Genomic DNA, 26612 nt, shown 5'->3' with positions numbered 1-26612 from the left:
AAAACACGCGAAGAAGTCACAGATCCAGCACAAACAGCCCGGTTCCCTACAAACATGAAAAAGTTAAGGCCGGCGGAAAACACAAGACCGGTCTATGTTGGGCGCTCAGAGGCGGTCTTAGAGTTAGGTTTGAGGAAAGGAATACAGCACGGCACCGGACATGGATCGTGTCGTTTAGCCCGTTACTCGCTGGGTGCAGGACGGTAGGTGCGGGAAGATCCGGAGCCGCTGAGTTCGGGGGTGTCGTCGGTGGGTGCGCCGGCAACGTCGATAAGCGACTCGGGGACTTCAATGAGCACGGTGCGCACTTTGATGCGTCCACGGCGATCGCGGCCACCTTCGGCGGTGAAGCGAATGCCGCCGACTTCTACGTCGGAACCTGGTAGTGGCACGCGACCCAGGCCGTAGGACAAAAGGCCGGCGACGGTTTCCACGTTGTCCGTGATTTCTTCGTCGAACTCGAAGGCGAAGCCCTGCTCATCGGCGAAGTAGTCCACCAGATCATCCAGCGGCAGGCGTGCTTGGGCGCGGAAGAAACGCGACTGCGCGGCGGGATCTTCACCGTTCACCGGCTCAATGGGGGCTTCCTCATCCGCATCATACTCATCGGCGATCTCACCGACGATCTCCTCGAGGATGTCCTCCATGGTCATGAGCCCGGCGATGCCACCGTATTCATCCACCAGGATGGCAATGTGGGTTTGGTCCCGTTGCATTTCCTGCAGCAGATCATCCAGTGGCTTGGAGTCGGGGACGTACATTGGTTCGCGCATGAGTTCCGTGATGCGCACGCCGGTGCCGCCATCGGTGCGGTTGTAGGTTTTGGCCACCACGTCTTTGAGGTATGCGATGCCCAGCACGTCATCGACGCTCTCCCCGATCACTGGGACGCGAGAGTGCCCGGAACGGATCATCAAGTTCGCTGCCTGGCCGGCGGATTTTTCATGTTCGATCCACACCATCTCTGGGCGTGGCACCATCACCTGGCGCGCTTGTGTATCCGCGAGATCAAAAATGTTTTGGATCATGCGGCGCTCGCTGGTTTCCACCACGCCCTGCTCCTGGGCAATGTCCACTGCTTCGCGCAGTTCCACGTCAGTGGCGTAGGGGTTCTCCAGGTCCTCCTCACCAGGGGTGACCAGGTTGCTGGCCCGGATGAGCAGCTTGGACAGCGGGCCAAGCACGGTGTACACCACGGTAAGGATCTGCGCCGCGCGCAGCGAGATCGTGTACGGGTTGAGTTTGCCGGCCCGGCGTGCGTTGATACCAATGAGCCCAAAGCGCAGCAACGCCACGGCCAGGATCGCGGCTGTGATAGCCCACACGCGGGATTCGATCAGCTCCATCGCCGTGAGCAGCGCGAAGACCGCAGCCACAGTATCCAGCACCATTTGCACGAGCGCCAGCATGCTGAGGTGGTTGGTTTTGGAATCCACCACGCGCAGCAGGGCGCGTGCACCACTGGCTTCGTCTTTGGCCATCGCTTCCACGCGCGCCTTGGAAATCGGGATGAGCGCGGACTCGATCATTTTGATCACGCCCGCCGCTGCCAAGGACACGAGCGCTACGAGCAGGTAGGTTGCCCACAAAGTCACGGTGGTTATTCGCCTCGCTTCTCGACGATCCCGTCAAGCTCCACCCGATCCGCCGCCGACGGGAAAGCATGTTTGCCTTCCGGTTTCGGCTGGTAGGTGACGCCACGGGCCTCCAAGTTGTCGTACCAATCTGCCAGGATCTCGTTCTGCAGCGCGAACATTTCACGCTCATCAGCCGGGGTGGCATGGTCATAACCCAGCAGGTGCAGGCATCCGTGGACGGTGAGAAGCGCCATTTCATGGCCGAGCGGGTGACCAGCGGCGTCTGCCTGCTTCCGGTCATACTCTGGGCACAAGATGATGTCCCCCAGCATGGCCGGGCCAGGTGCCGGTGCATCCGGGCGACCGGAACCCGGGGTGAGTTCATCCATGGGGAAGCTCATCACATCCGTTGGGCCGGGCAAGTCCATCCACCTCATGTGCAAATCTGCCATGGTGGGTGTATCCACACACGTGATGGTTAGGTCCGTGTCCGGGTGAACGTCCATGGCGCGCAGCGCAAAGGAGGCAACATCAACGAGCATTTCTTCGTTGATGTCCGTCTCCCCAGACTCATTCAGAACTTCGATGCTCATGCTTGCTCCTTAGTGTCCGCTGGAGTGTCCTCCGGATGCGCCTGGTGTTCCGCCTCCGCATCCCAGCGTGCAGCACGGTCCGCGTCATACTTGTCGTATGCGGCCACAATACGGCTGACCAGCTGGTGGCGCACCACATCATTCGCGCCGAATTCCTGGAAGTGAATCCCTGGCACGTCCCGCAGGATCTTGCGTACGATCCGCAGACCAGAGACCACGCCACGCGGCAGGTCCACCTGGGAGATGTCACCGGTGACCACCATCTTGGAACCAAAACCCAGGCGGGTGAGGAACATCTTCATCTGTGACGGCGTGGTGTTTTGCGCTTCATCCAGGATCACAAACGCGTCATTAAGCGTGCGGCCACGCATGTACGCCAACGGCGCCACTTCGATGATCCCGGCCTCCATGAGTTTGGGGATCATTTCGGGGTCGAGCATGTCCCGCAATGCGTCATAAAGCGGGCGCAGATACGGGTCGATCTTGTCATTCAGTGTGCCGGGCAGAAAGCCCAGCTTCTCCCCTGCCTCCACCGCGGGGCGGGTGAGAATAATGCGCTTGACTTCCTTGGCCTGCAGTGCCTGAACAGCCTTAGCCACTGCCAGGTAGGTCTTGCCGGAACCTGCGGGGCCGATGCCGAAGACAATCGTGTTCTCATCAATCGCATCCACATACTCGCGCTGGCCAGCTGTTTTAGGGCGGATCACTTTGCCGCGGCGTGCGATGATCTCTCGACCGAGGATCTCAGCGGCGGATTCCGGCATGTCCGTGGCCATGATGTCCACCGCGTGCTTCACCGCATCCGGGGTGATCACAATGCCACGACGCGCCATCGCCTGAATCTCATCCACTACCCGCGCGGCGTAGGCCACGGAGTCAACCGGACCGCGCATGGTCACGGTGGTGCCACGAGCGAAAAGGTCGGCGCCGAGCAGCTGGTTGAGCGTGTGCAGCGTCGCGTCGTTGATGCCCAGCACAGCTTGGGCGTAATCGGGGTCGAGCTCGTAGGAGCTTGTGACCAGTTCTGCCATGCGGTTTACCCTACCAGCGCCCCGTCAACGCCCCGACGGCGCAAAGAGCTGCCAGCCCGGCGCTCGCCGTGCGCAGAACCTCCGGGCCGAGCGTGATCGCCTGTGCGCCGAGCAGTTCCAGCTCATCTTCACCAATGCCGCCTTCCGGGCCGATGATGAGGAAGATCTCGTCTGCGCTCAAATCCGCATCTTTGATGCTCACCGTCGCATCTTCATGCAGCACATACGCCACTTTTCCCGCCAGCATCTCCGCCAGCTGGTTCGTGGTCACCGGATCATGCACCTGTGGGATCCACGCCCGACGCGATTGCTTCGCCGCCTCACGCGCCGTGGCCTGCCACTTCTCTACGTTCTTGGACACCTTCGGGCCCTGCCACCGCGCAATTGTGCGGTGCGAAATCCATGGCACGATCGCATCAGCGCCGCCCTGCGTGGCCAGGTCCACGGCCAATTCAGCACGCTCAGATTTCGGGATCGCCTGCACAATCGTCACCCTCGGCACAGGCCTCGGCACCTCTTGCTTATCGACGACCTCCCCCACCAACCCATCCTTCCCCTCCACCGCGGTGACGCGGATTTCTGCGGTGGTGCCGGTGCCGTCGATAAGCATGATGTGCTCTCCCGGCTGGATTCTTTTGACCGTGACGGCATGGCGGCCTTCCGGCCCGCTGAGACGGCCGGACAGGGGATCAGCGGTGATGAAAAACGGCAGACTCATGGTTTTAGCGGCGGAACCGGTTACGCATACGGCCGAAGAAACTGCCACCCTCCGGGTGGTCTTCCTCGACGAAGGCCTCGGCCTCATGGCCGTCGCGCAAATCCTCGAGCGCTGCGCGCTGGTCCTTGGTCAGCTCCGTCGGCACAACAACCTGGACGTGGGCCACCATGTTGCCAGCACCTTCCGCGCGCAGGCGTGGCATGCCTTCGCCCTCGAGCACGATCTCCTCATTCGGCTGCGTGCCAGCCGGGATCTCAATCGCGGTGGTCTCCCCCGCCAGATTCTCCACCGTCACATCCGTGCCCAATGCTGCATCGAACATGGGTACAGACACCTTCAGGTGCAAGTTATCCCCATCGCGGACAAACACCGGATGGCTTTCCGTGGTGACCTCCACGTACAAGTCACCTGCCGCACCACCTCCGTGGCCCACCTCGCCCTGGCCAGCCATTCGGATGCGCATGCCGGAGGAAATACCGGCGGGGATATTCACCGTGATGTCCCGGCGTGAGCGCACACGGCCCTGGCCACCACACTTCTGGCACGGGTCCGTGATGATCTCACCGAAACCGGAGCACTTCGGACACGTCGTCGTTGTCATGATGTTGCCCAGGAAGGACTGCTGTACCTGCTGCACCTGGCCGTTTCCTCCACAGCCATCACACATCACCGGCTTGGATTCAGATTCTGAGCCCGTGCCGTGGCAGTGCTCACACAGCACAGCGGTATCCACCGTGACTTCCTGGCGGGTACCGGTGTAGGCCTCCGCCAACGTAATCGTGGTTCGCAACAACGCATCACTGCCCGGCTGCACGCGAGAGCGCGGTCCACGCCCGCCACCGCCGGTGCCGTCCCCGAAGAAGGCCTCGAAGATATCGCCGAACCCGAATCCGCCCCCGCCGGCGCCACCGGCGGCCTGCTCCATCGGGTCGCCTCCGCGGTCCACAATGTGCCGCTTATCCGGATCCAACAGCACTTCTTGCGCCAGGGAAATTTCGCGGAACTTCTCCGCCGCCTCATCCGTGTCATTCACATCCGGGTGATACTTGCGCGCCAAACGCCGGTACGCCTTCTTAATCTCCGAATCCGTGGCGTTCTTATCCACACCCAGGATGCCGTAGTAATCGCGTGCCACAGTTGAGTTAAGTCCTTTCTTCGCCGGCGAGAATCAGGCTGATGTAGTTTGCCACCGCCGCAACCTTTTGAATCGTACCGGGGTAGTCCATGTACGTTGGGCCGAGGACACCCAAACCACCAAACGTCTCCCCCGCAGTGCCATAACTGGTGGTCACGATACTGGCCTTCGCCAGATCCTCGTCCTCATTCTCCTTGCCAATAACCACGGAGACGTTACCCAGCTCCGGCAAATTAGCCAACAGCTTGAGCACCACCATCTGCTCCTCCAGTGCTTCCACGACACTGAGCAAATCCGTCGTCTTCGGCACCAGGTTCGCCGCCCCCGCAATCAACACACGGTCCGACGGTGTGTCCACCAGGGTGTCCATGATCACCGCGATCACCCGCGTGACGTGGTCTGCCACCGCTGGCGGCGGATCGGCGGCGAGGAGTGCCAGGGAGCTTGATGCGTCCGACATCGTCTTGCCAGCCAGGGCTCCGTTGAGGAGGTCGCGGAGGTAGGTGACCCCAGATTCGTCGATAAGCGAACTGAGCTCAACGTTGCGCTGATCCACGCGCCCGTTATCCGTGATGACCACGATCAACAGGCGACGCGGCGTTAACGCCACAACCTCACAATGCTTGATGCGCGAGACCGACAGCGTGGGCAACTGCACCACCGCTGCCTGGCGCGTGAGCTGCGCCAACAGGTGTGCCGAGCGCCGCATCACGTCTTCCAAGTCCACGCCGGACTCCAAGAAATCCGAAATCGCCCGACGCTCCGGCAACGAAAGCGGCTTGACCTCATTGATCGCATCCACGAACGCGCGATACCCCTTCTCCGTGGGCACACGCCCCGAGCTCGCATGCGGCTGTGCGATGTAGCCCTCCGTCTCAAGCACCGCCATGTCGTTGCGGATTGTTGCGGAGCTGACCTGGAGCTTATGCTTCTCCACCAGGGTTTTAGACCCGACCGGCTCCTGCATCGCAATGTAGTCCGCCACGATCGCCCGCAGGACTGCCTGCCTACGTTCGCGTGCGGGACTAGCCATTTTCGCTTCCTCCTTAGCACTCTAGAGCGTCGACTGCTAAGTCAGTGTAGCGTCGGATCACTCCGCCGCCAAGATATCCGTGATGATCCCGTCCGCCAAAAGCCGGCCAGCATCCGTCACCCGAATCCGCTCATCTACCTCCAGCAGCCCAGCACGCACATGCTTATCGACGACCCCCCGCGCCCCTTCCCCGACCCACCCCACCGGAATGCCTTCTTTGAGCCGCAGGCCCAACATGATCTGCTCAAAGTGGTGCTCATCATCGGTGATGGTCTCCATGCTGTGGATGGGTAGCTCGTGGCCCGCGAGCATCTGGTTGTAGCGCTCCGGGCGCTTCACGTTCATGTACCGCGTCCGGCCCACGTACCCATGCGCCCCCGGCCCTGCGCCCCACCAGTGCCCGCCACGCCAGTAGATGAGGTTGTGGCGGCACTTACCGCCGTCCTTCGCCCAATTAGACACCTCGTACCAGCCGTAGCCGGCCTGTTCGAATGTGTCCGCGATGAGCTCATACCGGTCCGCATACGTATCCTCCTGCGGGGCTGGCAGCTCGCCTTTCCGGATCTTCCGGGACATCGCCGTGCCGTCCTCCACAATCAGTGAATACGCCGACACATGATCCACCCCCGCCTCCAACACTGCTTCGAGGCTGCGCTTCACATCATCTTCCGTCTCCGTTGGTGTGCCGTAGATGAGGTCCAAGTTCACGTGCTCAAACCCGGCCGCCTGCGCCTCCTTCGCCGCTGCCACCGCCCGGCCCGGCGTGTGCTGCCGGTCCAACACCTTCAGAATCGGCGTGGACGCGGACTGCATACCCAACGACACCCGCGTGAACCCATGCGCCTTGAGCCCCTCGAAATACTCCGGACTCGTTGACTCCGGGTTCGATTCCGTAGTCACCTCCGCCCCCTCAGCCAGGCTGAACGTGTTCCGGATCCGTTCCAGGATCCTGCCCAAACCATCTGCCCCGAGCAGCGATGGTGTTCCCCCGCCGATGAACACCGTGTCCGCTGGCCGCCCCCTTTGTCCGGCTCGTTCAACCGCCAGCTCCAGCTCCTGCTCCAACGCATCCAAGTACGCCGCATAGCTCGTCTCCGTCTCCGACGGGGTATACGTATTGAAATCGCAATACCCACACCGTGTTGAACAAAACGGGACGTGCACGTACACGCCAAAAGCGTCAGTAGCCTTAGGACTCATACCTGCCCATCTAAGCAGACTCACGCCACTGCCCCCTTGGCCCGGTTCCTCGCCACCTCCGCCTGAACTTCCCGCACAAACTTCCCCGGGTCCCGCAACAACTCCGCCGGCGAGTACCTCAACACCGACATCCCCTCATTCCGGATCCGGTTCTCCCGCTTCTTCTCCTCTAACAACACCTGTCCCGCCTCCCCGTACTCTCCCGAGTACTTCACATCCCCATCAATCTCCACCACTGTCCAGCCTTCGACGAGGAGGTCGGCGCGGTAATTGCCACCGCAAAGCGATGCTTGTGCCTGCACATTCAACCCGACACGGATGAGTAGCCCCCGCGCGTATGGTTCGAACGGCGACTCCGAACAGGCCACGGAGAACTCCACCGCATCACGCACATTCCGCACTCCACGCACCGGCCCCAGCAACGCAACTTGCCTGCGCATTTCTTCGAGTTCCATCCCCAGCCCTCTCAACCAATCCGCTGCCACCAGGCCGGCGACGAACCCATGATGCCGAGCAATTTCCACAAACACCCGAAACAACCTCGGCGTCCGCACCCCACCCACGTGCAGAATTTCTTCCTCCGCCAGCGCCAACCGGCGGTACAGAGTCCCAGCCTGCCACTGCGTCCGCGGCGGAATCGCCGGCAGCGCCAACTCAACCGGCTCGCGAGCACTGCCCGCCACCCACATTCCGTGCATCCGCGCCGCCGAATACCCCGTCAACACCGCACGATGAGCACCCAACCCCACCGCATACGCCCGCAGAAACGCTTTCTCATAGTCCGGCAAATCCTGGTAACTCTCGGTACGAATCGCCTTATCTCTGCTCAGCAGAGTCACTGACCCGTCCTGGATCCCCTCCAACACCTCGCGGCTGTGCCCCGGAGCGGTCCGCAAATTGATAATCATGGCTGCCAAATCGGCTCGTCTCATATCCCCCATAAACACAGCTTCAGTGATGGCGCTCCGCTTGTCGAGCTTTACCGTTTTCCCCCTGTGAAATTCGCTTGGTTATCCACAGGCGGATGCTTTCAGCTGTCCCCCACCGGTTCGTTCCCGTCCAAAGCGTGATGAATGAATTGCAATAAATGAACTGCAATAAATGATTTCAAATGAACCAGGTGGGCGAATCAGTTTCTGCAAAAATCTGGCGGAACATCCTGGTTTATTTGAAAACGTTTATTGCAGTTTGCGATTTGAGGCGCTTGGGGGGCATCAGCTGGAACCGAGGCGGGTCTAGAGCAGACTTTGCGCCACGAACAGACTTTGCGCCACGAACTAGGCGCCGCGGCGGGAGCGCTTGGCTGCAACCTTGGCCACGATGGCATCCACACGTGCGCGTTCCTCAAGGAACTTCGGTGGGTTGGAACCTCGCATAGCGCGGGTGAAGCCAGGATGTTCAGCAGCCACGGCGTCGAGCCATCCATCGACGGCGGATTCCACTAGCTCACCGACACGGGCGTAGAGGTGCGGCAGGGACACTGCGGCGAGGTTCTGGGCCACCATGTCGGTTTGTTCGAGGGTAAAGTCCACTACTTCACCGAGGTGCTGGACGATGAGGTCGGTGCGCTGGGCGCATGCTTCCGACATGTCCTTTACCGGGGAGGGGGAAGGGAGCGGGAAGAGTTCGAAAAGCCCAGCGGCATCGAGACGTTCAGGTTCGGGGATACGTTCCTCGGCCGGCAATGCCGCGGAGATCGACCCAGCGCGCACACCAGACACGAGCGCCTGTCGGAGGCCGATCAGTTCACCGACAACGCGACGTGCGTCAATACGCGCATCGTCGACGATTTCAGAAAATTCGGCAAGGCAGTCGTCGGTGAGTTCACCGTCGTAATCGGCGATGGCTTCGGCGATGTGCTCGATATACTCGGCAACCTCGTCGCCGATGTTGTAGACCTCTTGGGTCAGCTCGCGGTGGCGCAGCGTCGCAGCGGTCCGGTGCACACTCGCCTCCTTGGGGTTGACCGGATTGGTGGGTTCGGTGGCCAACATTAAGCCAGAAATTCACAGGTTCTTGTACGGCGCGCCGGGAGAGCGGGAAACAGGGGTAGCAAACCAGAAATTTAGGGGTACAGCTTCCGCATCTGGTGGTCGAAGCTCTTGAGCACCGCTGGGCGCTTCACCTTCAGGGACGGGGTCAGTTCGCCGTCTGCTTCTGTGAGGTCGCGCGGGAGGATGCGGAACTTCTTGATCGCTTCTGCTTTACTCACGGCCTGGTTGGTGCGGTTGATGGCGTCCTGGATTTCCATGCGCAGATCATTGCGCTTGGCCAGCCGGTAGGTGGGGGTGTCCGGGTCGATGCCGCGTTCTGCCTTCCATGTGTTCAATGCGTCTTCGTCTAAGGCGACGAGCACACCGATGAAGGGCTTGCCATCACCGACTACAACTGCTTGAGAGATGAGCGGGTCTTGGCGGAGCAGCTCCTCGAGTGGCTGCGGAGCAACGTTCTTACCGCCGGAGGTGACCAGGATGTCCTTCTTGCGGCCGGTGATGGAGATGTTGCCGTCATCATCGAGGTGGCCGAGGTCGCCTGTGTGGAAGAAGCCGTCAATAAGCGCTTCCTTCGTGGCTTCCTCGTTCCGCCAGTAACCAGTGAAGACGCCGGGGCCGGAGAAGCAGATCTCGCCTTCCTCGGTGAGTTTCACGGTGTAGCCCATCATTGGTTTGCCCACGCTGCCAATCTTGCGGTCGTCACCGAAGCTGAGCGCAGCGGCGGAGGAAGTTTCGGTCAGCCCATAGCCTTCGTAGACCGGCAGGCCGGCGCCACGGTAAAAGTGGCCGAGCGGGATGCCCAGGGCGGAACCACCGGATATGCCGTAAGCCATTTTGCCGCCGAGCGCTTCGCGGATCTTGGAGTAGACGAGCTTGTCAAAGAGAGCCCGCTTCGCCCGCAGGAGCAGCGATGGGCTGCCGTGGTCAAGTGACTCGGAGTAGGCGATGGCGGTTTTCTCCGCATCGGCGAAGATTTTTGCGCCGATTGCGGAGCCATCGGAGGCTTTTCTGCGTGCCGCGTCACGCACCTTCTCATACACACGTGGCACACCAAGCACGAGATCCGGCTTCACACGCTGGAACTCAGCAGCAATGGTGGACACGTCCTGCCAGTGGGTTTGGGTGGTTTCGCCGATCGTGGCAGCCAGGTGCACGGAGCGCGCCATGACGTGAGCCAGGGGCAGGTAGGTGACCACCTTGTTGCCGCGGTGAGCCACCTGGCCAGCCGGGTGAGCCAAAAGACCACGAATCTGGAAGATCCAGTTCAGGTGGGTGATCATGCAGCCCTTGGCACGGCCGGTGGTGCCGGAGGTGTACACCAAGGAGGCAATGTCATCGTGGTGGATTCCGGCTATGCGCTCATCCAGCTCAGCGTCAGTGACGGACTGCCCGGCTTCCTTGAGGGTGGCGATGGCGCCGGGTTCATCGTCGAAAAGCATGATCTCGCGGAGATCCGAATCGATGACCGAGGAAAACATGCTGCCGTGCTCCGGGCGCTCACCGATGGCGATGACGGCACCGGAATCTTCGACGATCCACTGCACCTGGTCCAGGGAGCTCGTGGGGTAGATCGTGGCGGTGGTCAGGCCGGCGGCCATGATGGCAAAGTCCACTAATGCCCACTCGTAGCGCGCACCGGACAGTAGGGCGACGCGGTCCCCCTTCTGCGCCCCCAAAGCGATGAGCCCCTTAGCCACTTCGCGCACCTCGGCAACAAATTCCGTCGCGGTGACATCCCGCCACTCATGAGCTTCAGGTTTAGTGAACAACACAGTGTCCGGGCGGGCTTCTGCGTTGGCCACAAGAGCCGAGTAGCAGTTCTCATCTGGTGCGACGGTAAAAGGTGCCGGGGTGGTGTAGGTGGACAAGGCCATAACGATAAAACTCCCTTCGAGGTACTTTTTCTAAAGAAAATACCGGGAAGGGAGTGTGCTCGTGGCAGATTCAGAAAGTTTTTGTTAACTACGCCACATTTAACGGTACAAGCGGTCAATGTCCTTCTTGTAACGCTCGAAGACCACGTTGCGCTTGATCTTCATCGTCGGGGTCATCTCCCCGGAATCCTCGGTTAGATCTCTGGTCAAAATGCGAAACTTCTTAATCTGCTCCGCGTGGCTGACGGTGCGGTTCACTTCATTGACAGCGTCCTGGACGTAGGCGCGCAACTCAGGGGTCTTCACCAACTGACGCAGGTGGGTGGACTCTGGAACGTTATTGGTGGCCTTCCAGCGGCGCAGCTCGTCTTCATCGAGGGTGACCAACACACCCACGTAGGGTTTGCCGTCGCCCACGATGAGGGCTTGAGAGATGAGCGGGTCACCGCGCAGAATATCCTCCATCGGGCCAGGCGACACGTTCTTACCGCCAGCGGTGACAATGAGGTCTTTCTTGCGGCCGGTGATGGTGATGTAGCCATCCTCATCAATCTCACCCAAGTCACCGGTGCAGAACCAGCCGTCCTTGATTGCCTCAGCGGTGGCTTCCGGGTTGTTCCAGTAACCCTTGAATACGCCGTCGCCTTTGAAGCAAATCTCGCCGTCTTCATTGATCATTGCGGAGTAGCCGTTGAGAGGCTTGCCGACGGTGCCGATCTTGGTCTCCTCACCAAAGTTCACGGCTGCGGCAGCGGCTGTTTCGGTAAGCCCGTAGCCCTCACAAATCGGCAGTCGCGCACCGCGGAAGAAATGGTTGAGGTGCTTGGACAGTGCGGAGCCACCAGAGATAGCAAATTCGGCCTGACCACCGACAGCGTCGCGCAGTTTCTTGTACACCAGTCGGTCAAAAATCGAGCGTTTCACCTTCAGACGTAGCGACGGCCCCTCCGGAGTATCCAACGCCTTGGAGTACGCCACTGCGGCCTTCTCCGCCTCGAGGAAGGTACGTGCCGCAAAGCTGGAACTATCGGCGGCCTTGTTGTAGGCGCCGTCGCGCACCTTTTCAAAGATGCGTGGCACGCCCAGCAGCATGTGAGGTTGGAAACGCTGAAGACCCATAACGATGGTGCGGGTATCAGACCAGTGGATCTGGTGGGCACCAGCAATGGTGGAGGCCAGCGCGACAGCGCGGGCAAGAACGTGCGCCAGTGGAAGAATGGTGACGTAGCGGGCATCGGGGCGGGTAGCAATGGTATGACCAATCGGGTGGGTCAAAAGCGCCACTGCCTCATGCGCCCACACCAGGTGGGTGAGGATGCAGCCCTTGGGGCGGCCGGTGGTGCCGGAGGTGTAGACGAGTGAGGCCAAGTCGTCGTGCTGGATGCGGGCAATGCGATCGTCGATAACAGCATCTTCGACATCTTTGCCATCCTCAGCGAGAATCTCGAGCGCATCCCCTGCGAAGGAAAGTGTGCGCAGCAGCTGGGATGGGGAATCTTTCAGCCGTGGCGTGCCATCCTCACCCAACACCAGGTTGTCGTAGAGGTGGCGGTTTGCTTCCGTGTCCGTGACCACCACGCGCGCACCGGAATCCTCCACGATCCACTGCACCTGGTGCTCCGAGGAGGACGGGTACACAGGCACACTCGATGCACCAGCAGCCCAGATAGCAAAGTCCATGACAGCCCAGCTGTAACTGGAATCAGCCATCAGCCCCACGCGATCACCGAACTCAATGCCATTAGCAACTAGGCCTTTGGCAACAGCACGGAACTGCTCCATGAACTCGCGGCCGGTCACTTCTACCCAGTCATGGCCCTCCGGACGGGAGAACATCACCTTGTCGGGGTTCTCCGTGCACTGCTTGATCACGAGTGTCAGGCAGTTCTCGTCGGGCGCGAGCGTAAAGCCTGCTGGGGTGGAATAAGTCTTGCTGGGAGTAGTCACGGACCTACCTTTCGCTACTTTTCACGACCTTCGCGGTGTGTCGAACAATACAAAACCGTACCCTGTGTGGGGCGGGTAACGCACACTTAGTTAGCCACTTTCGTAGGAGAAATTAGGCCGGGATACGGCAGGATGAAGCGAGCGCCACTGTTCTTTGGCAGAATGCAATAGTGTGGCTGACACCGACCTCCTCGAGAATCTTGCAACCGCCTACGGCTTCTCCCTCACCTACCGTGGGCTGACCAATGAGACTGTAGCGTCCCCGCGTGAATCCCTGGTCACGCTGCTTCAGGCTCTCGACGTCCCTTTGTCGGATGACCCTTCAGATGAGGAACTTTCGGAGGCGCTCGATACGTGGCGGCGCCACTGGGCAACCCGCCCCCTGCCGCCAGTTCTGGTGGCAAAGGAGGGGGAAGAAAAATCCTTCACCGTACATGTCCCGGAGGGTGCCCCTGCCGATGTGTGGGTCACGCTCGAGGATGGTTCCACTTCACCCGTCTACCAGGATGAGAACTGGAATCCGCCCACATGGCGTGATGGCATCGAGTGGGGTGAGGCATCCTTCCACACCCGCGGAGATCTGCCGGTGGGGTGGCATCGGATCCACCTAGCGTCGACAAGCGAACAGGCTGAAATTGCACAAGAGTGCACTCTTGTGGTGACGCCGCGGCTGCTGACCACAAATCTTGAGCTCGTGCAAAATCCCGCATGGGGCATGATGGCGCAGCTGTATTCGGTGCGTTCAGAGCAGTCCTGGGGTATTGGTGATTTCCACGATTTGGGCGAACTCGCGGCGGTGGCTGCGCGTCACGGCGCGGATTACCTGCTGATCAATCCGGTTCATGCAGCACAGCCTTTCCCACCCGTGGAGGATTCGCCCTACCTGCCCACATCACGCAGGTTTGTCAATCCCATTTATATTGCGGTGGAAGATGTGCCAGAGTTTGAGCTTTTGGACGCGGAAACACGTAGCGAAATCGACGAACTGTCCGCCGACCTGAAAGCGCGCAACCGCTCAGCGGACTTCATTGAACGCAACACGATCTTTGACACCAAGCTGGCTGTCCTGCAGGAGCTGTACTTCCTCTTCGAGGAATCCGGCGACCACGAGGCTTTTGATGCATTTATTGCGGATCAGGGCGAAGGGCTGGTGGCCTTTGCCCAGTGGTGCGCCCAAGCGGAGATTGACCGGGATACTCTCGCCGCCGACGATAAGCACCGCATCGTTGTACCAGTTGAGCAGCAGGAGGAACTCGCCCGGTTCTACATGTGGCTGCAGTTTGTCGCGGACCGGCAACGCGCCGCTGCGCAGGCCAAAGCTGTGCAGGCAGGCATGCGCATTGGCATCATGACGGACCTGGCAGTGGGTGTTCACCCAGACGGAGCCGATGCGACGACGCTACGCAAGGTTTTGGTTCCGGATGCTTCAGTAGGCGCCCCGCCAGATGGCTACTCCCAGCAAGGCCAGGACTGGTCCCAACCACCGTGGAACCCGTATAAGTTGGCGGAGGCTGGCTACAAGCCATGGCGTGATCTTCTGCGCACCGTGCTCTCCCATTCCGGTGGCATCCGCGTGGACCACATCTTGGGTTTGTTCCGCCTGTTCTGGATTCCCCGCATGTCAACGCCTTCTCATGGCGCGTACATGAATTACGACCATGAGGCAATGCTGGGCATTCTCGCGTTGGAGGCGCAGCGCGCCGGTGCCGTCGTTGTCGGTGAGGATCTGGGCACGTTCGAGCCATGGGTGCAGGACGTTTTGCGGGATCGCGGCGTGCTGGGCACATCTGTCATCTGGTTTGAGCACTCCCCCACTGATGGCCGCCCGTTGGGCCAGCAGGAGTACCGCCACCTGGCGCTGTCCTCCATTGGCACGCACGATCTGCCACCGACTGCCGGGTACCTATCCGGCGCACACAATGCGTTGCGCAATGAGCTGGGGCTTATGAGCGACGCGTTGGAGGACATCGACGCCACCGATGTCGCCTGGCAGCGCGACGTCCTGGACACGGTGCGCGAGTCCGGGGCTTTCGCCGGAACGGACCTGGCGGATAAGCAGTTCGCCGGACTGGGCCGTGATGAACGTGGCGATGTGGACGAACTCGTCCTGGGCCTAACGCGCTTCATCGCTGGCACTAATTCCGCACTCACCTGCACAAATTTGGTGGACATGGTGGGTGACAAACGGGTACAAAACCTGCCTGGCACCAACTCAGAGCAATATCAGAACTGGTGCGTACCCTTGTGCGACAAGGACGGCAAGGCCGTGCTCATTGAGGATCTGGAAAACATGGAGCTCTTCCGCAGAATGGCAGAGGCATCCGCGCGCCCACCACGCAGCTAGGTGAGCTGGCTCCTGCAGATGCTCTTTCTGCTGTAGATGCTCTTTCTGCTGTAGATGCCCTTTGGGCATCTACAGCATGCTGAGGATGCCCGCGATGAGCACGAGCGCAATAAGCACCCAGAGTGCTTGGGTGACACGCGAACGCGGGTACTTCCTGCGCGCCTTGGGGAGCTTCTGATCCTCCCTGCGCAGGTCTTCGGGGTTAGCCATGGAAACCTACTCTACGTCGCCTTGCGTTGAATCCCCCAAAACTGCAGCGAGCCAGTCCACTCCGCGTACCAACCCAACGGCAGCGACGCCGGCAGCAGGCAGTGCAAAGATGAGCACGAGAGGCAACTGCACCCAGGGAGTCGTCTGGGTCAGGCTGAATCCAATATCGATCACGCACACCAAACTACCGGGTTAGACTGTGGTGCCATGAACTCCCCCGTTGAAGTGACGTGTCCGGCTGGGACGGTGGTGGGGGTGGCGCACGGCGCCACTGCCTATTTCCATTCCATTGAGTACTCGCAGATTCCGGCACCTTTTGACGATGCGGTTCCGGCCGAAAAGGGCTTGCTTATTGACGCGACACGGGAGCGCCCGGACGCCGTCGCCCTGTCCATCGTCACCCCAGCTGGCGCCACTGATGCGGATGATTTGCCGGTGCTGGTACACATTCACGGTGGACGTTTTGAAACGGGGGACCATACCAACCCGGCCTCACCTGGCGAGGCACTAGCCGCGAACGGCGTGATCTTGGTGCGCATTGGTTACCGGATGAAACTTCCTGGCCTGGCTCGCTTTCATGATGATCAGCCGCATCATTTCCGCGCTGTGGATGATGTGGCACTGGGGTTGGAGTGGGTGCAGAAGAATATTGAGGCCTTCGGTGGAGATCCCACGAACGTAACGTTGTCAGGCCATTCAGCTGGCGCGGCGATCGTGCTGTGGCTCATGCGCAACGACCACTACCGTGGCGCTTTTCGGCGTGCTCTGGCACTTTCCCCAGGGTTCCCCCGAATGAGCTATGCGCAACGCAAATCCGTCATTCGGGCTGGTGCCGGTATCCCGCTGACCCGTGATGCACTGAACCGCGCTAAGCCGAAGGTTTTGGAACGCGCCTACCGTACGGTGCGGACACGCTACTTTACGGACATGGCGCTGGGCCCAGGTCCGCTTGAACCGGAGGAAATGGCTGAGGTGGATCTGGTGATCACCACCGTGGAGGAGGAAATGTTTGACAGCACCGTCAAACATGACAAGCTCAGGCTTGGGTGGCTCATGATGGCACTACCCGGCTTCCTCATTGGGCTAAAACCAGGCATGTACCGGCCGTTTTTGAAACGCCTGAAAGCACGCAACCCCAAGCACATTGCCGGTGAGTTCTTCTCCGCCAACCTCATCCGTCGCTGGGTCGATGACGTTGCCCAACGCGCGCCCGGCACCGTCTGGCAGGCTGAACTTGTCTCCGACGCCACCACGCGTGCACGCCACTGTGCCGAACTCGCCCCCATTTTCGGTGCCGCCCCTTACGAGACCGGTACTGGCCTGAACGCCTGTCTTATCCGCTACGTCACCACCGGCGAACCAGGCTGGGCACCCTATGGCGCCGAGAAGAATGTTCTGCGCGTGAACCTCTCCGGCGAACATCCAACGCTGGTCACCGATCCATTGGGGTATCTCCGCGGAGTGTTTTCACGAAAGTACTAGCAGCCCGACGAAGCCCGGGCGGTTAGCACCAAACAGAGCGCAGGCGCACGTCCGCAAGTTCCTCAACGAGCCATGGGGAGAACACGAATGGTGTGAGTTCAACCGCAGCAACAAGGTCCGTCGGGTCTACCCACGTGAACTCTTCAACTTCATCCCTGCTTGGGTGTAGTCTTGCGCCGGCAACCAAGCGTGCGGCGTACACCGGGCAGATTTCGTTTTCCACCACACCTGATGCGTCCACGGCGTGGTAGCGGAAGTCCGGCAGAACTGGGCGCAGATCCGCAATATCGCCAGACTTCAGCCCCAGCTCCTCGATGGAGCGGCGAACAATGGCGTCCTCAACGGATTCACCTGGGCCGGGATGGCCACAAAAACTGTTGGTCCACACACCCGGCCAGGTTCTCTTGCTCACGGCACGACGAGTGAGAAGGAGCTGCCTCGAGTCATCAAAGAGCCATGCCGAAAACGCAAGGTGCAGTGGCGTTGCATCCGTGTGCACAACCGCTTTCGCTTCGGTGCCGATCGGCTGGCCGGCCTCATCCAGTAGAACAACCTGCTCCACAGGCTCGGAAGACACTGTCATCGTCGCTTCCTCCTCGCTGTTGATTAGTTGTTGAGGTTACCCGTGAAGACAATATTGCCGATGTGGAACTTCGCCTGCGACAGGCTCCCCGGACTCACGTCAAAGGCGTACTGCACATTCATCGTGGCACCGGCTCCCAACGGCAGGTCCAATCCTTCAAACTCAAGCCCCGCGGACTCAGCGCTTATGCTGCGTGCGGACTGGCTGCCGTTGTATGTCAATGTTGGAGAGCCGAGAGCGTCCACCGGCATCGGCGAATCAGAGGTGTTGTGCACCGCAACGGTAACGACCGTGCCACCCGAAGCTGAGCGGCTGCCCTGCCACTTGTAGGACACCGGCATGGCCGGGTCCTCCACGGACTCACCTGAAATCTCAGTGGTTTCTTTCGGGCTTACCTTCTCAACGGCAAAAGGCTCGGGGCCTTCCGTTTCTGTGGCCACGCCCGTCGTTGGTGTGATTGTGCCGTCCTGGCCTTCCACACCATCATTACTAACGCAGCCGGACAGTGTGAAAGCCAAGCAGGCCACGGCACCAACGGCAGCGACCCGAAGTGTGTGAGCAGACATGGCCATTACTCTACAGCCCAACAGCACCGCTGTTGCACCCGTGTAGGTTGATGCCCGTGCAACCTTTATTTCGTGTTCTTCGTAGTGCTTCCGCCCTGTGGCCCTACTACCTGGGCATTGTTCTCATCTCCTCGGTGACTGCCGGTTTGGCTTTGGTCTCACCGTTTATTCTGCGTGAGGCAACAAACACGATTGTTGGTGCCATCCAGGAGGGCCCGGATGCAGCCGGTGCGGCGATAACCACGATCTTGTGGTTGGCCATCGCGTTGTTTGCGGCGCAGTCTGTGGACACTCTCATGCGCAACGTGGGTGGCTATTTGGGTGATGTGGTGGCGGCCCGTATCCGCCAGGTGTTGTCCACTCGGTACTTTGCCAAGTTATTGTCGCTGCCTCAACGGTATTTCGATGGCCAGGTTACCGGCACGATCATTGCCCGGCTGGACCGTTCCATCATGAACATCACGCAGACGGTGCAGAGCTTTTCCAACACGCTGCTGCCTATGCTGCTGCAGGTGATTGCGGTGCTGGGAATCACGGCCTATTTCTACTGGCCACTGACCATCCTGCTTTTGCTCCTCTTCCCTATTTATCTCGGGCTCACAGCGCTGACCTCGAAGAAGTGGCAGAAGTTTGAGCAGGGCAAGAATGAGCAGATCGACCTTGCTAATGGCCGTTTCGCTGAGGTCGTTGGTCAGGTGAAGGTGACTAAGTCCTTCGTGGCGGAGTCGCGTGAATTGGATAAGTTTGGTGGACACTACGGTCAGACCATTGAGCTGACTAAACCGCAATCACGCTGGTGGCACTCCATGGATGTGGCCCGTGGCATGGCCATGAACGTGATCTTCTTTGGCATTTATCTGGTTCTGTTCAAAGAAACCCTGAATGGTCGCTTCACCATCGGTGACATGGTGATGTTGGTCCAGTTGGTTGCCATGGCGCAGCACCCGGTGCAGATGATGAGCTGGCTGGTGGATTCTGCCCAGCGCGCCATTGCCGGTTCGCGTGATTATTTCAAGGTGATGGATGAAGAGGTGGAGGAATCCGCCAACACCCAGGTTGTTGCCGCGACGGCGGCATCGGATGTGCCGGTGCTGGATACAACGGCGGTGCCAGCTTTGCCTGAGCAGGAGCCGATGGTGCGCTTTGATCAGGTGTCCTTTGCTTACAACGCTGGTGAGCCGGTGTTGGATGGCATCAGTTTCACCGCGCGGCATGGGGAGAAGGTTGCGCTCGTTGGTGAGTCTGGCGGCGGGAAGTCCACTCTGGTCAATCTGCTCATGGGCCTGTACCCCATCAATGCGGGCACGCTCACGGTCTGTGGCACGGATATTGATGCAGCGGATATTGAGCAGGTGCGAGCCTCCGTGGGGGTTGTCTTTCAGGAGCCAGCGTTGTTTTCCGGCACGATCCGGGAAAACATCGCTTACGGCAAGCCGGATGCCACGGATGAGGAAGTCGTCGCTGTGGCGAAGCGGGCGAATGCACACGGCTTCATCACCAGCTTCGCGGACGGCTATGACACGGTCATTGGTGAGCGTGGCCTGCGCTTGTCCGGTGGACAGAAGCAGCGAGTAGCAGTGGCGCGCGCAATGCTCAAAAACGCGCCCATTCTGGTGCTCGATGAGGCAACCTCAGCACTGGACACGAAGTCAGAGCGCGCCGTCCAGGCTGGCCTGGAGGAGTTGATGAAGGATCGCACCACCATCATGATCGCCCATCGCTTATCGACGATTGCGGATGCCGACACCATCATCACCCTCAAAGACGGCCACATCGATGAGATTGGCTCTCCCGCGGAGCTTGCTGTTTCCGGTGGTATCTACTCAGAACTGCTGGCGCTCACTGCATCCACGTCCGCCGCTGACCGCAAGCGACTCAAGGCTTTCGGCCTGCGAGATGCGGAAGACACCGAGGACACCGAAGAGATAACGAAGTCGACCAACTAGTTGCTATTGCATCTCGAAGGTATCTGCCCATTTCTGTGCTTGATCGGCCTCCTGACTGCGCTGCTTGGTGAAGATGATGGTGTGCCCGTCTGGGTCGGTCGCAGTTATGTCAGTGGTGAACCATGGTGTGTCCGCCGGCCCTTCCACATTTGCTCCGACGGCGCGCATGGCGGTGGCGATGGCGTCAATATCATCGTCGTGGGCAGCGAAAGTCACCGTGATTGAGCCCGGAGTGAGTTCACGTGCGGGAACGGCGAGGATGTCTTGGTATCGCTGGCGGCGGAAATGAATAAGGGCTGGAGCGCCGTCTGCGCCCGGGATGGTAGCCAGGGAGATGAAGCCTGCAGCGTGGTAGAACTTCTCAGTCGCGGCGAAATCCCTCACCGGCAAAGTCACAAACATGGGCATTGGATAAATGGAACGATCAATCATGTCCGCGAGAATAAAGTTTGCCGTTAGGGCAAGGTCAAAGGCTAGCGTGGGAGCCATGCACTTTCCTAGTCTTGATTCCCTCCGCGCTCGTGGCACCCGCAAGTGGACCCAGTACAGCGACGATGTGCTGCCGTTGTGGGTTGCTGAAAGCGATTTTCCAACCGCTGAGCCAGTGAAACGCGCGATCCAGGATGCGGTGGACCGAGAGATGTTTGGGTACACCCCGGCACACCATAAGCTCGGCGATGCTCTCTCCGATTTCTACGCGGAGCGCTACGGCTGGCGCCCGAACCCAGAGTGGGTCTTTCCGGTTGCGGACGTGGTGCGCGGAATGCTGTTGGGCGTCGAATACTTCACTAAACCGGACTCTGCCGTCATTGTCCCGGTGCCGTCCTACCCACCGTTCCTGGAAATCCCGGCAACCGCTGGCCGCGAAATGGTGGAAGTTGGTGCGAAGAACGGGCTTGATCTCATGGAGGTAGAGGCTGCATTCAAGAATGGTGCAGGTTCCATTCTGTTGGCCGCACCGAATAACCCGTGGGGTTACCTCTTCGGTGCGGAAGAACTTGCACAACTGTGCGCCATCGCCGATAAGTACGGTGCGCGTGTGCTCGTGGATGAAATCCACGCGCCTATCGTCTACCCCACCGGCGGGAACCGTCACATCTGCGCGGCGAGTGTCAATGACGTATCCGCCAACGTGTGCATCACGGTGACAGCAACGTCCAAGGCATGGAACATCGCTGGTTTGAAGTGCGCCCAAATTGTCTTTTCCAACGCAGAGGATGTGAAGATCTGGGATGGGCTGACCGGTGTGGCCAAGGACGGAACAGGCACCCTGGGCATTGTGGGAGCGGAGGCGTGCTACCGCCACGGCACCGAAGCACTAGATGACCAGCTGGTGGCGTTGCAGAAGAACCGCGACTGGCTCGCGGATAGCCTGCCGGAGGCTATCCCTGGGGTTGAGTTCACCCGACCGGATGCCACCTACCTGATGTTCTTGAACTTCCAGGACACGGCGATTGGCAATGATCCGTTGCCGGCACAGTGGCTGCGCCGCAATGCCAAGGTCGCTCTCAATGAGGGAGCAACTTTTGGTGCCGGTGGTGAACACCATGTGCGCTTGAACTTTGCCACGAGCCCGGAGATCTTGGCCGAGGCAGTGGAACGGATCTCTGCAGCTATTCGCACAGCTGGGTAACCTCGGTGTGCATGAAAGAGCACACTGACCCGCAAGGATTGATCATCGAGGCTGATGCCAGCGAGTATGCAACCCCGGCCCCTGCTCCCGGCAACGAGCCTTGGCAGCGCCCGGACCCGCAGTGGTACAAGGATGCTGTTTTCTACGAGGTTCTCGTGCGTGCCTTTTATGATCCGGACGATACGGGTTCCGGCACGCTGAAGGGTGTTGAGGAGAAGCTTGATTACCTACAGTGGCTCGGCGTTGATTGCCTCTGGCTGCCACCTTTTTATGATTCACCACTGCGGGATGGCGGCTACGATATCCGTGATTTTCGGAAGGTCCTGCCGGAGTTTGGCACGGTAGAGGATTTCATTTCGCTGGTGGATGCGGCGCACAAGCGCGGCATCCGCATCATCACGGACTTTCCCATCAATCACACCTCGGATGCTCACCCTTGGTTCCAGGAATCACGCCGTGATCCGGAGGGCCCGTATGGGGACTTTTATGTGTGGACGGATGATCCGTCGGAGTACAGCGAAGCGCGCATCATCTTCATTGATACGGAGGAATCCAACTGGACGTATGATTCGGTGCGGAAGCAGTACTTTTGGCACCGTTTCTTCTCCCACCAGCCGGACCTGAACTATGACAATCCCGCTGTGCAGGACGCCATCATCGATGTCATTCGTTTCTGGCTTGACTTGGGCATGGACGGCATCCGCCTTGACGCGATCCCGTACCTCTTCGAGCGCGAAGGCACGAATTGTGAGAACCAGCCGGAAACCCACCAGTTCATCAAACGCGTGCGCACGCTTTTCGACGAAGAGTATCCCGGCCGCTTCCTCCTCGCCGAAGCCAACCAGATGCCGGATGAAGTGGTGCAGTACTTCGGTTTCGGTGAGGATGGCTCGGGGGATGAATGCCAAATGGCATTCCACTTCCCCGTCATGCCACGGATTTTCATGGGTATTAGCCAGGAGAAGGCACAGCCCATCATCGATATCCTGCGGGAAACCCCGGCTATTCCAGACACCGCCCAGTGGGGTATCTTCCTGCGTAACCATGATGAGTTGACCTTGGAAATGGTGTCTGAGGAAGAACGTGATTTCATGTACGCCACCTATGCCTCGGAACCACGGATGCGAGCAAATGTGGGTATCCGTCGCCGCTTGGCACCGCTTCTGGGTGGGCACCGTGACCGCCTTGAGTTGGCACACGCTTTGTTGCTTTCCCTGCCTGGTTCACCGTTTTTGTACTACGGCGATGAGATTGGCATGGGTGACAACATTTGGTTGCCTGACCGTGATGGTGTCCGCACTCCCATGCAGTGGAGCGCGGACCGCAATGGTGGTTTCTCCCGCGCCCAACCGGAGCAGCTTTACCTGCCCGCAATCCGCAATGACACATACGGCTATCAGGCAGTGAATGTGGAATCACAAATGGAACGCGAAAATTCTCTGCTGCACTGGGTGCGCGAACGCGTGCACATCCGCAAGCAATACAAGGCCTTCGGTCGTGGTGACTACCAGGAAGTTGATCACCCGAACCCTCAGGTGCTGGCGTTCATCCGCGAGTTTGAAGGCGAACGCATCCTGTGCGTGAACAACATGAGTTCCCTGCCCCAACCAGTGGAGATGAACTTGAGCCACCTGGCCGGGGTAACTCCGCGTGAGCTGTCAGGCAACGTGGAATTCCCCGCCATCGGTGAACTGCCATGGCTGGTCACCTTGGCACCACATGGCCACTTTTGGTTCGACATTTCCGGCAATTAACTCACAAGAAAGGGCCAGCCTTCCCCATGGATCTGCACTCTGCACGCTTTTATGGCGCTAAATCTGAACCCATTGAATCCTCCGCTGTCACCGCGGAGGTGCCCGCAGGTAATTACGCCTGGCAACTGATGGATGTGGTGCATGGGGGTGTGCGGGATGTGTACCAAGTCGTCGTCGATAAGCACCTCGATGAAGATGTCCTGGACACTGACGCTGGCGCGCAAGCCTACCTGGAAAACGTGGCTGCTTTTGGTGATGTACATGGGGTATTTCCTGTGGCGAATGCGCGGCCGTTGCAAGCTGACCAGTCAAATACCTCGTTGGTTGTGGATGAGAAGTACATTCTGAAGGTCTTCCGCAAACTGGAAGAAGGCCTTAATCCAGATGTGGAACTGCTCAGTGGCATCGCGGACTGCCCGCATGTCGCTGGTGTGCGGGGATATGTGGTGCGTGATGGGCGCACGTTAGCGATGCTGCAGGATTTCATTGCTGGCGGTCACGATGGCTTCCAGTACGCACTGAACACGGGCCTGTCTGATGATGATTGCTTTGCGCTTGGCGCTGCAATACGCACTGTCCACGATGCACTGGCGGAGTCCTTCGGGCACGAAGATGTCCCGGGCACACGCATACGTGAGCTGCTGCACTCGCGTCTCGACGAATTGGTGGAGCGCGCTGAAATCCTGCGCGACTACGAGAAGGCACTGAGAGCTTTGTACGACAGTGTTCCCGATGACACGGTGGCTATCCAACGCATCCACGGCGACTTGCACTTGGGGCAAGCCTTGCTCACTGACACTGCGCGGCAGTGGTACCTCATTGATTTTGAAGGCGAACCAGCACGCCCACTTGAGCAGCGCCGACAACCCGACCACCCACTGCGCGACGTTGCAGGCATGGTCCGATCTTTTGGCTACGCGGAGGCAATGGGCGGCCGTGCCAATGTGAGCGCACTTCTTGCGGGATACGGTGTCGCGGAGAACCCGATTCTGAACTCCTTGATTGCTGATAAAGCCGCATATGAAGTGGTGTACGAGGCTAACAATCGGCCCGACTGGTTGGAGATCCCCTTGGGCGCACTCCGGGACCTTGTGAGTGGGCTGGGTAACTAACCCAGGACAGCGTTTTCACCCGATAGGATATTGATCTCGTGCAGTGAGATGATAGGGTGTCACCTACTAATTGTTCGACCCCGTCATTTTCCTGGAGGAACGATGTCTACAGTGACTCAAGGCACTGGCAAAGGGAGCTCGCGGACCGCAATCCTGTTCACAGGTCTTGCACTGTTCTCGATGTTCTTCGGTGCCGGCAACCTGATCTTCCCGCCGATGTTGGCTGTTCAAGCCGGCGATAACTTCTGGCCCGCCATCCTTGGCTTCCTCACCACCGGTGCCCTACTGCCCGTCCTGGCCGTGATCGCTATTGCCTTGTCCGGCTCTAACGTGCGCGACCTTGCACAGCGTGCAGGCACCATCTTCGGCGTGATCTTCCCGATCTTGGCCTACCTGTCCATCGGCGCCTTCTACGCTCTGCCACGTACCGGAGCAGTGTCCTTTGAAGTTGCCATGACCCCGGTCTTCGGCTGGGAAGGCATCGTCCCTGCGGTAATCTTCAACATCGTCTTCTTCGGCATCGCCCTGGCGCTGTCCTGGAACCCGACCACCATCACCGACACCCTGGGGCGCTTCCTCACCCCAGCACTCGTCCTGCTGCTGGTCATCATGATCACTCTGGCCGTCTTCACGCTGACTAACCAGAACTTCACCCCGACGGAAACCTACGCGACCAACGCATACTCCTCCGGTGTCCTTGAGGGCTACCTCACCATGGACTCCATCGCCGCTCTGGCGTTCTCCATCGTGATCATTTCCTCCCTGCGCTACAAGGGTGTTGGCGAGGGCAAACCACTAGTTCGCGCCACCATCTTCGCCGGCCTCGGCGCAGGCATCATGCTTGCCGTCATCTACGTTGGCCTGGGCCTCATCGGTCGCTCCATGCCCGGCGCAGACCAATACGAGTCCGGTGCACCGCTGCTTGCCGACGCCGCCCTGAGCATGATGGGCAAGCCAGGCCAGATCATCTTCGCCCTGATCGTCCTCCTTGCCTGCCTGACCACCGCGATTGGCCTGATCACCTCCACCGCGGAGTACTTCTCTGAGCAGTTCGCTGGTTCCTACCGCACCTGGGCAGTGATCTTCGCTGTCACTTCCGCGATCATCGCAACGCAAGGCCTTTCCTTCGTTATGTCCATCGCAGCTCCGGTCATCGGCTTCCTGTACCCACCTGCTATCGCGCTGATCTTCGTGACCATCATCGAGCCAGCCTTCCGTAGCCGCACCCGCATGCGCTATGGCTTCTTCCTGCCTATCTGGGTTGCTGTCGTCTGGTCCGCAATCGGCACCTTCATCTCCCTGGACTGGGGCGCAGACGCCCTGAGGCCGCTGGTGAACTGGTCCCCGATGGAGGCAGAAGGCCTTGGCTGGCTGCTTCCCACCGGTGTTGCCTTCATCATCGGTGCACTTATTGACGTGATCCGCCCTGTCCCGCCACTGGAGATTGGTACGCACCGTCCAATCGAAAGTGCAGGCAGCGCAAGCATCGAAGGCACTGAAAGCCCTGAGACCTCTGAAGCCTCTGAAGCGAAGCTCTAAACCTTCCCTCAGTTAGAAAACTCGGGCCCCTATGGGGCCCGTTTTCATGCACAGGAATGATAAGATACACGGCACTTTGCGTGTCCGGTGGTCGGTTTTGCTTCCGTGCCAAGTGTTTGGATCTTTTTTCGTTGTGTAGGGAACCGGGCTGTTTGTGCACGTTATCTGGCTACGTGGCGTGTTCTGGCGCGCGGAGCCTGTGGATAACTAGAAACTATTCACAGGCCCTTTTCGCGCGTTTCTGGTTTTCGGTTTAGCGTTGCCGGCATGAACACTTTTGCAGCACTAGTCGCGGGTCTCGCCAACCCGATCGAGACCCTGGCATCCTTTGATGCCCAGGT

23 protein-coding genes are annotated in these 26612 nt (G+C 59.6%); 7 read left to right on the top strand and 16 right to left on the bottom strand.

Annotation, left to right across the window (positions count from 1 at the left end):
* Positions 1-182: 182 nt before the first annotated feature.
* The 11 genes from HMPREF2129_RS08880 to HMPREF2129_RS08830 all read right to left on the bottom strand — a co-directional run bounded on the left by HMPREF2129_RS08880 (position 183) and on the right by HMPREF2129_RS08830 (position 13102).
* The gene (locus tag HMPREF2129_RS08880) at positions 183-1604 is read right to left on the bottom strand and encodes a hemolysin family protein (protein ID WP_052093086.1); all 1422 of its coding nucleotides are present in this window, start codon (positions 1602-1604) and stop codon (positions 183-185) included.
* Positions 1601-2170 carry an rRNA maturation RNase YbeY gene (gene ybeY / locus HMPREF2129_RS08875; protein ID WP_034665658.1) on the bottom strand — a complete coding sequence of 190 codons (570 nt, stop codon included), beginning with the start codon at positions 2168-2170 and terminating at the stop codon, positions 1601-1603. Before ybeY ends, HMPREF2129_RS08880 begins: the two co-directional genes overlap by 4 nt.
* Positions 2167-3201, bottom strand: a complete 1035-nt coding sequence (locus HMPREF2129_RS08870) for a PhoH family protein (protein ID WP_052093083.1) — start codon at positions 3199-3201, stop codon at positions 2167-2169. Before HMPREF2129_RS08870 ends, ybeY begins: the two co-directional genes overlap by 4 nt.
* A 10-nt stretch (positions 3202-3211) precedes the next feature.
* A complete protein-coding gene (locus tag HMPREF2129_RS08865) occupies positions 3212-3919 on the bottom strand; it encodes a 16S rRNA (uracil(1498)-N(3))-methyltransferase (RefSeq protein ID WP_034665656.1) in 708 nt (235 codons plus the stop codon).
* A 4-nt stretch (positions 3920-3923) separates the two neighbouring features.
* Positions 3924-5054, bottom strand: a complete 1131-nt coding sequence (dnaJ, locus tag HMPREF2129_RS08860; RefSeq protein ID WP_034665653.1) for a molecular chaperone DnaJ — start codon at positions 5052-5054, stop codon at positions 3924-3926.
* A gap of 7 nt (positions 5055-5061) precedes the next feature.
* Positions 5062-6087: a heat-inducible transcriptional repressor HrcA gene (gene hrcA / locus HMPREF2129_RS08855; protein WP_034665650.1), complete on the bottom strand. Its 1026-nt coding sequence runs from the start codon at positions 6085-6087 to the stop codon at positions 5062-5064.
* Between the two features lie 57 nt (positions 6088-6144).
* Entirely contained in the window at positions 6145-7287 is a 1143-nt protein-coding gene (gene hemW / locus HMPREF2129_RS08850) for a radical SAM family heme chaperone HemW (RefSeq protein ID WP_034665647.1), read from the bottom strand.
* Between the two features lie 20 nt (positions 7288-7307).
* Entirely contained in the window at positions 7308-8219 is a 912-nt protein-coding gene (locus HMPREF2129_RS08845) for a PDDEXK family nuclease (RefSeq protein ID WP_146014981.1), read from the bottom strand.
* Between the two features lie 345 nt (positions 8220-8564).
* Positions 8565-9233 (bottom strand): hypothetical protein, encoded by a 669-nt coding sequence (locus HMPREF2129_RS08840; protein ID WP_034665665.1) that lies wholly within the window; start codon positions 9231-9233, stop codon positions 8565-8567.
* Between the two features lie 119 nt (positions 9234-9352).
* Positions 9353-11155 (bottom strand): AMP-dependent synthetase/ligase, encoded by a 1803-nt coding sequence (locus HMPREF2129_RS08835; protein ID WP_034665642.1) that lies wholly within the window; start codon positions 11153-11155, stop codon positions 9353-9355.
* Between the two features lie 99 nt (positions 11156-11254).
* Entirely contained in the window at positions 11255-13102 is a 1848-nt protein-coding gene (locus tag HMPREF2129_RS08830) for an AMP-dependent synthetase/ligase (protein WP_034665639.1), read from the bottom strand.
* A 172-nt stretch (positions 13103-13274) separates the two neighbouring features.
* Here HMPREF2129_RS08830 and malQ point away from each other — a divergent pair, with 172 nt between their 5' ends.
* On the top strand, positions 13275-15446 hold the full coding sequence (malQ, locus tag HMPREF2129_RS08825; RefSeq protein WP_034665637.1) for a 4-alpha-glucanotransferase: 2172 nt from the start codon (positions 13275-13277) through the stop codon (positions 15444-15446).
* 69 nt (positions 15447-15515) lie between these two features.
* On the opposite strand, the gene HMPREF2129_RS11160 is transcribed toward malQ, so the two are convergent.
* A complete protein-coding gene (locus HMPREF2129_RS11160) occupies positions 15516-15656 on the bottom strand; it encodes a hypothetical protein (protein WP_034665634.1) in 141 nt (46 codons plus the stop codon).
* A 6-nt stretch (positions 15657-15662) separates the two neighbouring features.
* Entirely contained in the window at positions 15663-15830 is a 168-nt protein-coding gene (locus HMPREF2129_RS11035; RefSeq protein WP_156959273.1) for a hypothetical protein, read from the bottom strand.
* 33 nt (positions 15831-15863) lie between these two features.
* Here HMPREF2129_RS11035 and HMPREF2129_RS08815 point away from each other — a divergent pair, with 33 nt between their 5' ends.
* Positions 15864-17138: a carboxylesterase family protein gene (locus HMPREF2129_RS08815; RefSeq protein ID WP_034665631.1), complete on the top strand. Its 1275-nt coding sequence runs from the start codon at positions 15864-15866 to the stop codon at positions 17136-17138.
* Between the two features lie 22 nt (positions 17139-17160).
* Here HMPREF2129_RS08815 and idi read toward each other — a convergent pair whose 3' ends face one another.
* Both idi and HMPREF2129_RS08805 read right to left on the bottom strand, forming a co-directional pair.
* A complete protein-coding gene (gene idi, locus HMPREF2129_RS08810) occupies positions 17161-17721 on the bottom strand; it encodes an isopentenyl-diphosphate Delta-isomerase (protein ID WP_034665629.1) in 561 nt (186 codons plus the stop codon).
* A gap of 23 nt (positions 17722-17744) precedes the next feature.
* The gene (locus HMPREF2129_RS08805) at positions 17745-18287 is read right to left on the bottom strand and encodes a hypothetical protein (protein WP_052093089.1); all 543 of its coding nucleotides are present in this window, start codon (positions 18285-18287) and stop codon (positions 17745-17747) included.
* 56 nt (positions 18288-18343) lie between these two features.
* Here HMPREF2129_RS08805 and HMPREF2129_RS08800 point away from each other — a divergent pair, with 56 nt between their 5' ends.
* Positions 18344-20233: an ABC transporter ATP-binding protein gene (locus HMPREF2129_RS08800; protein WP_034665664.1), complete on the top strand. Its 1890-nt coding sequence runs from the start codon at positions 18344-18346 to the stop codon at positions 20231-20233.
* A 3-nt stretch (positions 20234-20236) separates the two neighbouring features.
* On the opposite strand, the gene HMPREF2129_RS08795 is transcribed toward HMPREF2129_RS08800, so the two are convergent.
* On the bottom strand, positions 20237-20665 hold the full coding sequence (locus tag HMPREF2129_RS08795) for a VOC family protein (protein WP_052093087.1): 429 nt from the start codon (positions 20663-20665) through the stop codon (positions 20237-20239).
* A gap of 55 nt (positions 20666-20720) precedes the next feature.
* Here HMPREF2129_RS08795 and HMPREF2129_RS08790 point away from each other — a divergent pair, with 55 nt between their 5' ends.
* The 4 genes from HMPREF2129_RS08790 to brnQ all read left to right on the top strand — a co-directional run bounded on the left by HMPREF2129_RS08790 (position 20721) and on the right by brnQ (position 26271).
* The gene (locus HMPREF2129_RS08790) at positions 20721-21866 is read left to right on the top strand and encodes a MalY/PatB family protein (protein ID WP_034665624.1); all 1146 of its coding nucleotides are present in this window, start codon (positions 20721-20723) and stop codon (positions 21864-21866) included.
* Positions 21867-21877: 11 nt separating this feature from the next.
* The gene (treS, locus tag HMPREF2129_RS08785) at positions 21878-23620 is read left to right on the top strand and encodes a maltose alpha-D-glucosyltransferase (protein ID WP_034665621.1); all 1743 of its coding nucleotides are present in this window, start codon (positions 21878-21880) and stop codon (positions 23618-23620) included.
* Positions 23621-23646: 26 nt separating this feature from the next.
* A complete protein-coding gene (locus HMPREF2129_RS08780) occupies positions 23647-24732 on the top strand; it encodes a phosphotransferase (RefSeq protein WP_034665619.1) in 1086 nt (361 codons plus the stop codon).
* A gap of 102 nt (positions 24733-24834) precedes the next feature.
* The gene (gene brnQ, locus HMPREF2129_RS08775) at positions 24835-26271 is read left to right on the top strand and encodes a branched-chain amino acid transport system II carrier protein (protein ID WP_084576760.1); all 1437 of its coding nucleotides are present in this window, start codon (positions 24835-24837) and stop codon (positions 26269-26271) included.
* The last annotated feature ends 341 nt before the right edge of the window (positions 26272-26612 follow it).

The organism is Corynebacterium tuscaniense DNF00037, from assembly GCF_000759055.1.
Taxonomy (GTDB): Bacteria; Actinomycetota; Actinomycetes; order Mycobacteriales; family Mycobacteriaceae; genus Corynebacterium; species Corynebacterium tuscaniense.
This window is presented reverse-complemented; position numbering and strand designations above follow the sequence as displayed.

Bases quoted from the DNA above. Each gene is read 5' to 3' on its own strand.
- HMPREF2129_RS08835 (WP_034665642.1), bottom strand. From the start codon at position 11,155: ATGGCCTTGTCCACCTACACCACCCCGGCACCTTTTACCGTCGCACCA.
- HMPREF2129_RS08870 (WP_052093083.1), bottom strand. From the start codon at position 3,201: ATGGCAGAACTGGTCACAAGCTCCTACGAGCTCGACCCCGATTACGCC.
- HMPREF2129_RS08790 (WP_034665624.1), top strand. From the start codon at position 20,721: ATGCACTTTCCTAGTCTTGATTCCCTCCGCGCTCGTGGCACCCGCAAG.
- HMPREF2129_RS08865 (WP_034665656.1), bottom strand. From the start codon at position 3,919: ATGAGTCTGCCGTTTTTCATCACCGCTGATCCCCTGTCCGGCCGTCTC.
- HMPREF2129_RS08815 (WP_034665631.1), top strand. From the start codon at position 15,864: ATGAACTCCCCCGTTGAAGTGACGTGTCCGGCTGGGACGGTGGTGGGG.
- idi (WP_034665629.1), bottom strand. From the start codon at position 17,721: ATGACAGTGTCTTCCGAGCCTGTGGAGCAGGTTGTTCTACTGGATGAG.
- HMPREF2129_RS08780 (WP_034665619.1), top strand. From the start codon at position 23,647: ATGGATCTGCACTCTGCACGCTTTTATGGCGCTAAATCTGAACCCATT.
- brnQ (WP_084576760.1), top strand. From the start codon at position 24,835: ATGTCTACAGTGACTCAAGGCACTGGCAAAGGGAGCTCGCGGACCGCA.
- hrcA (WP_034665650.1), bottom strand. From the start codon at position 6,087: ATGGCTAGTCCCGCACGCGAACGTAGGCAGGCAGTCCTGCGGGCGATC.
- treS (WP_034665621.1), top strand. From the start codon at position 21,878: ATGAAAGAGCACACTGACCCGCAAGGATTGATCATCGAGGCTGATGCC.
- HMPREF2129_RS11160 (WP_034665634.1), bottom strand. From the start codon at position 15,656: ATGGCTAACCCCGAAGACCTGCGCAGGGAGGATCAGAAGCTCCCCAAG.
- HMPREF2129_RS08845 (WP_146014981.1), bottom strand. From the start codon at position 8,219: ATGAGACGAGCCGATTTGGCAGCCATGATTATCAATTTGCGGACCGCT.
- HMPREF2129_RS08795 (WP_052093087.1), bottom strand. From the start codon at position 20,665: ATGATTGATCGTTCCATTTATCCAATGCCCATGTTTGTGACTTTGCCG.
- HMPREF2129_RS08805 (WP_052093089.1), bottom strand. From the start codon at position 18,287: ATGTCTGCTCACACACTTCGGGTCGCTGCCGTTGGTGCCGTGGCCTGC.
- hemW (WP_034665647.1), bottom strand. From the start codon at position 7,287: ATGAGTCCTAAGGCTACTGACGCTTTTGGCGTGTACGTGCACGTCCCG.
- ybeY (WP_034665658.1), bottom strand. From the start codon at position 2,170: ATGAGCATCGAAGTTCTGAATGAGTCTGGGGAGACGGACATCAACGAA.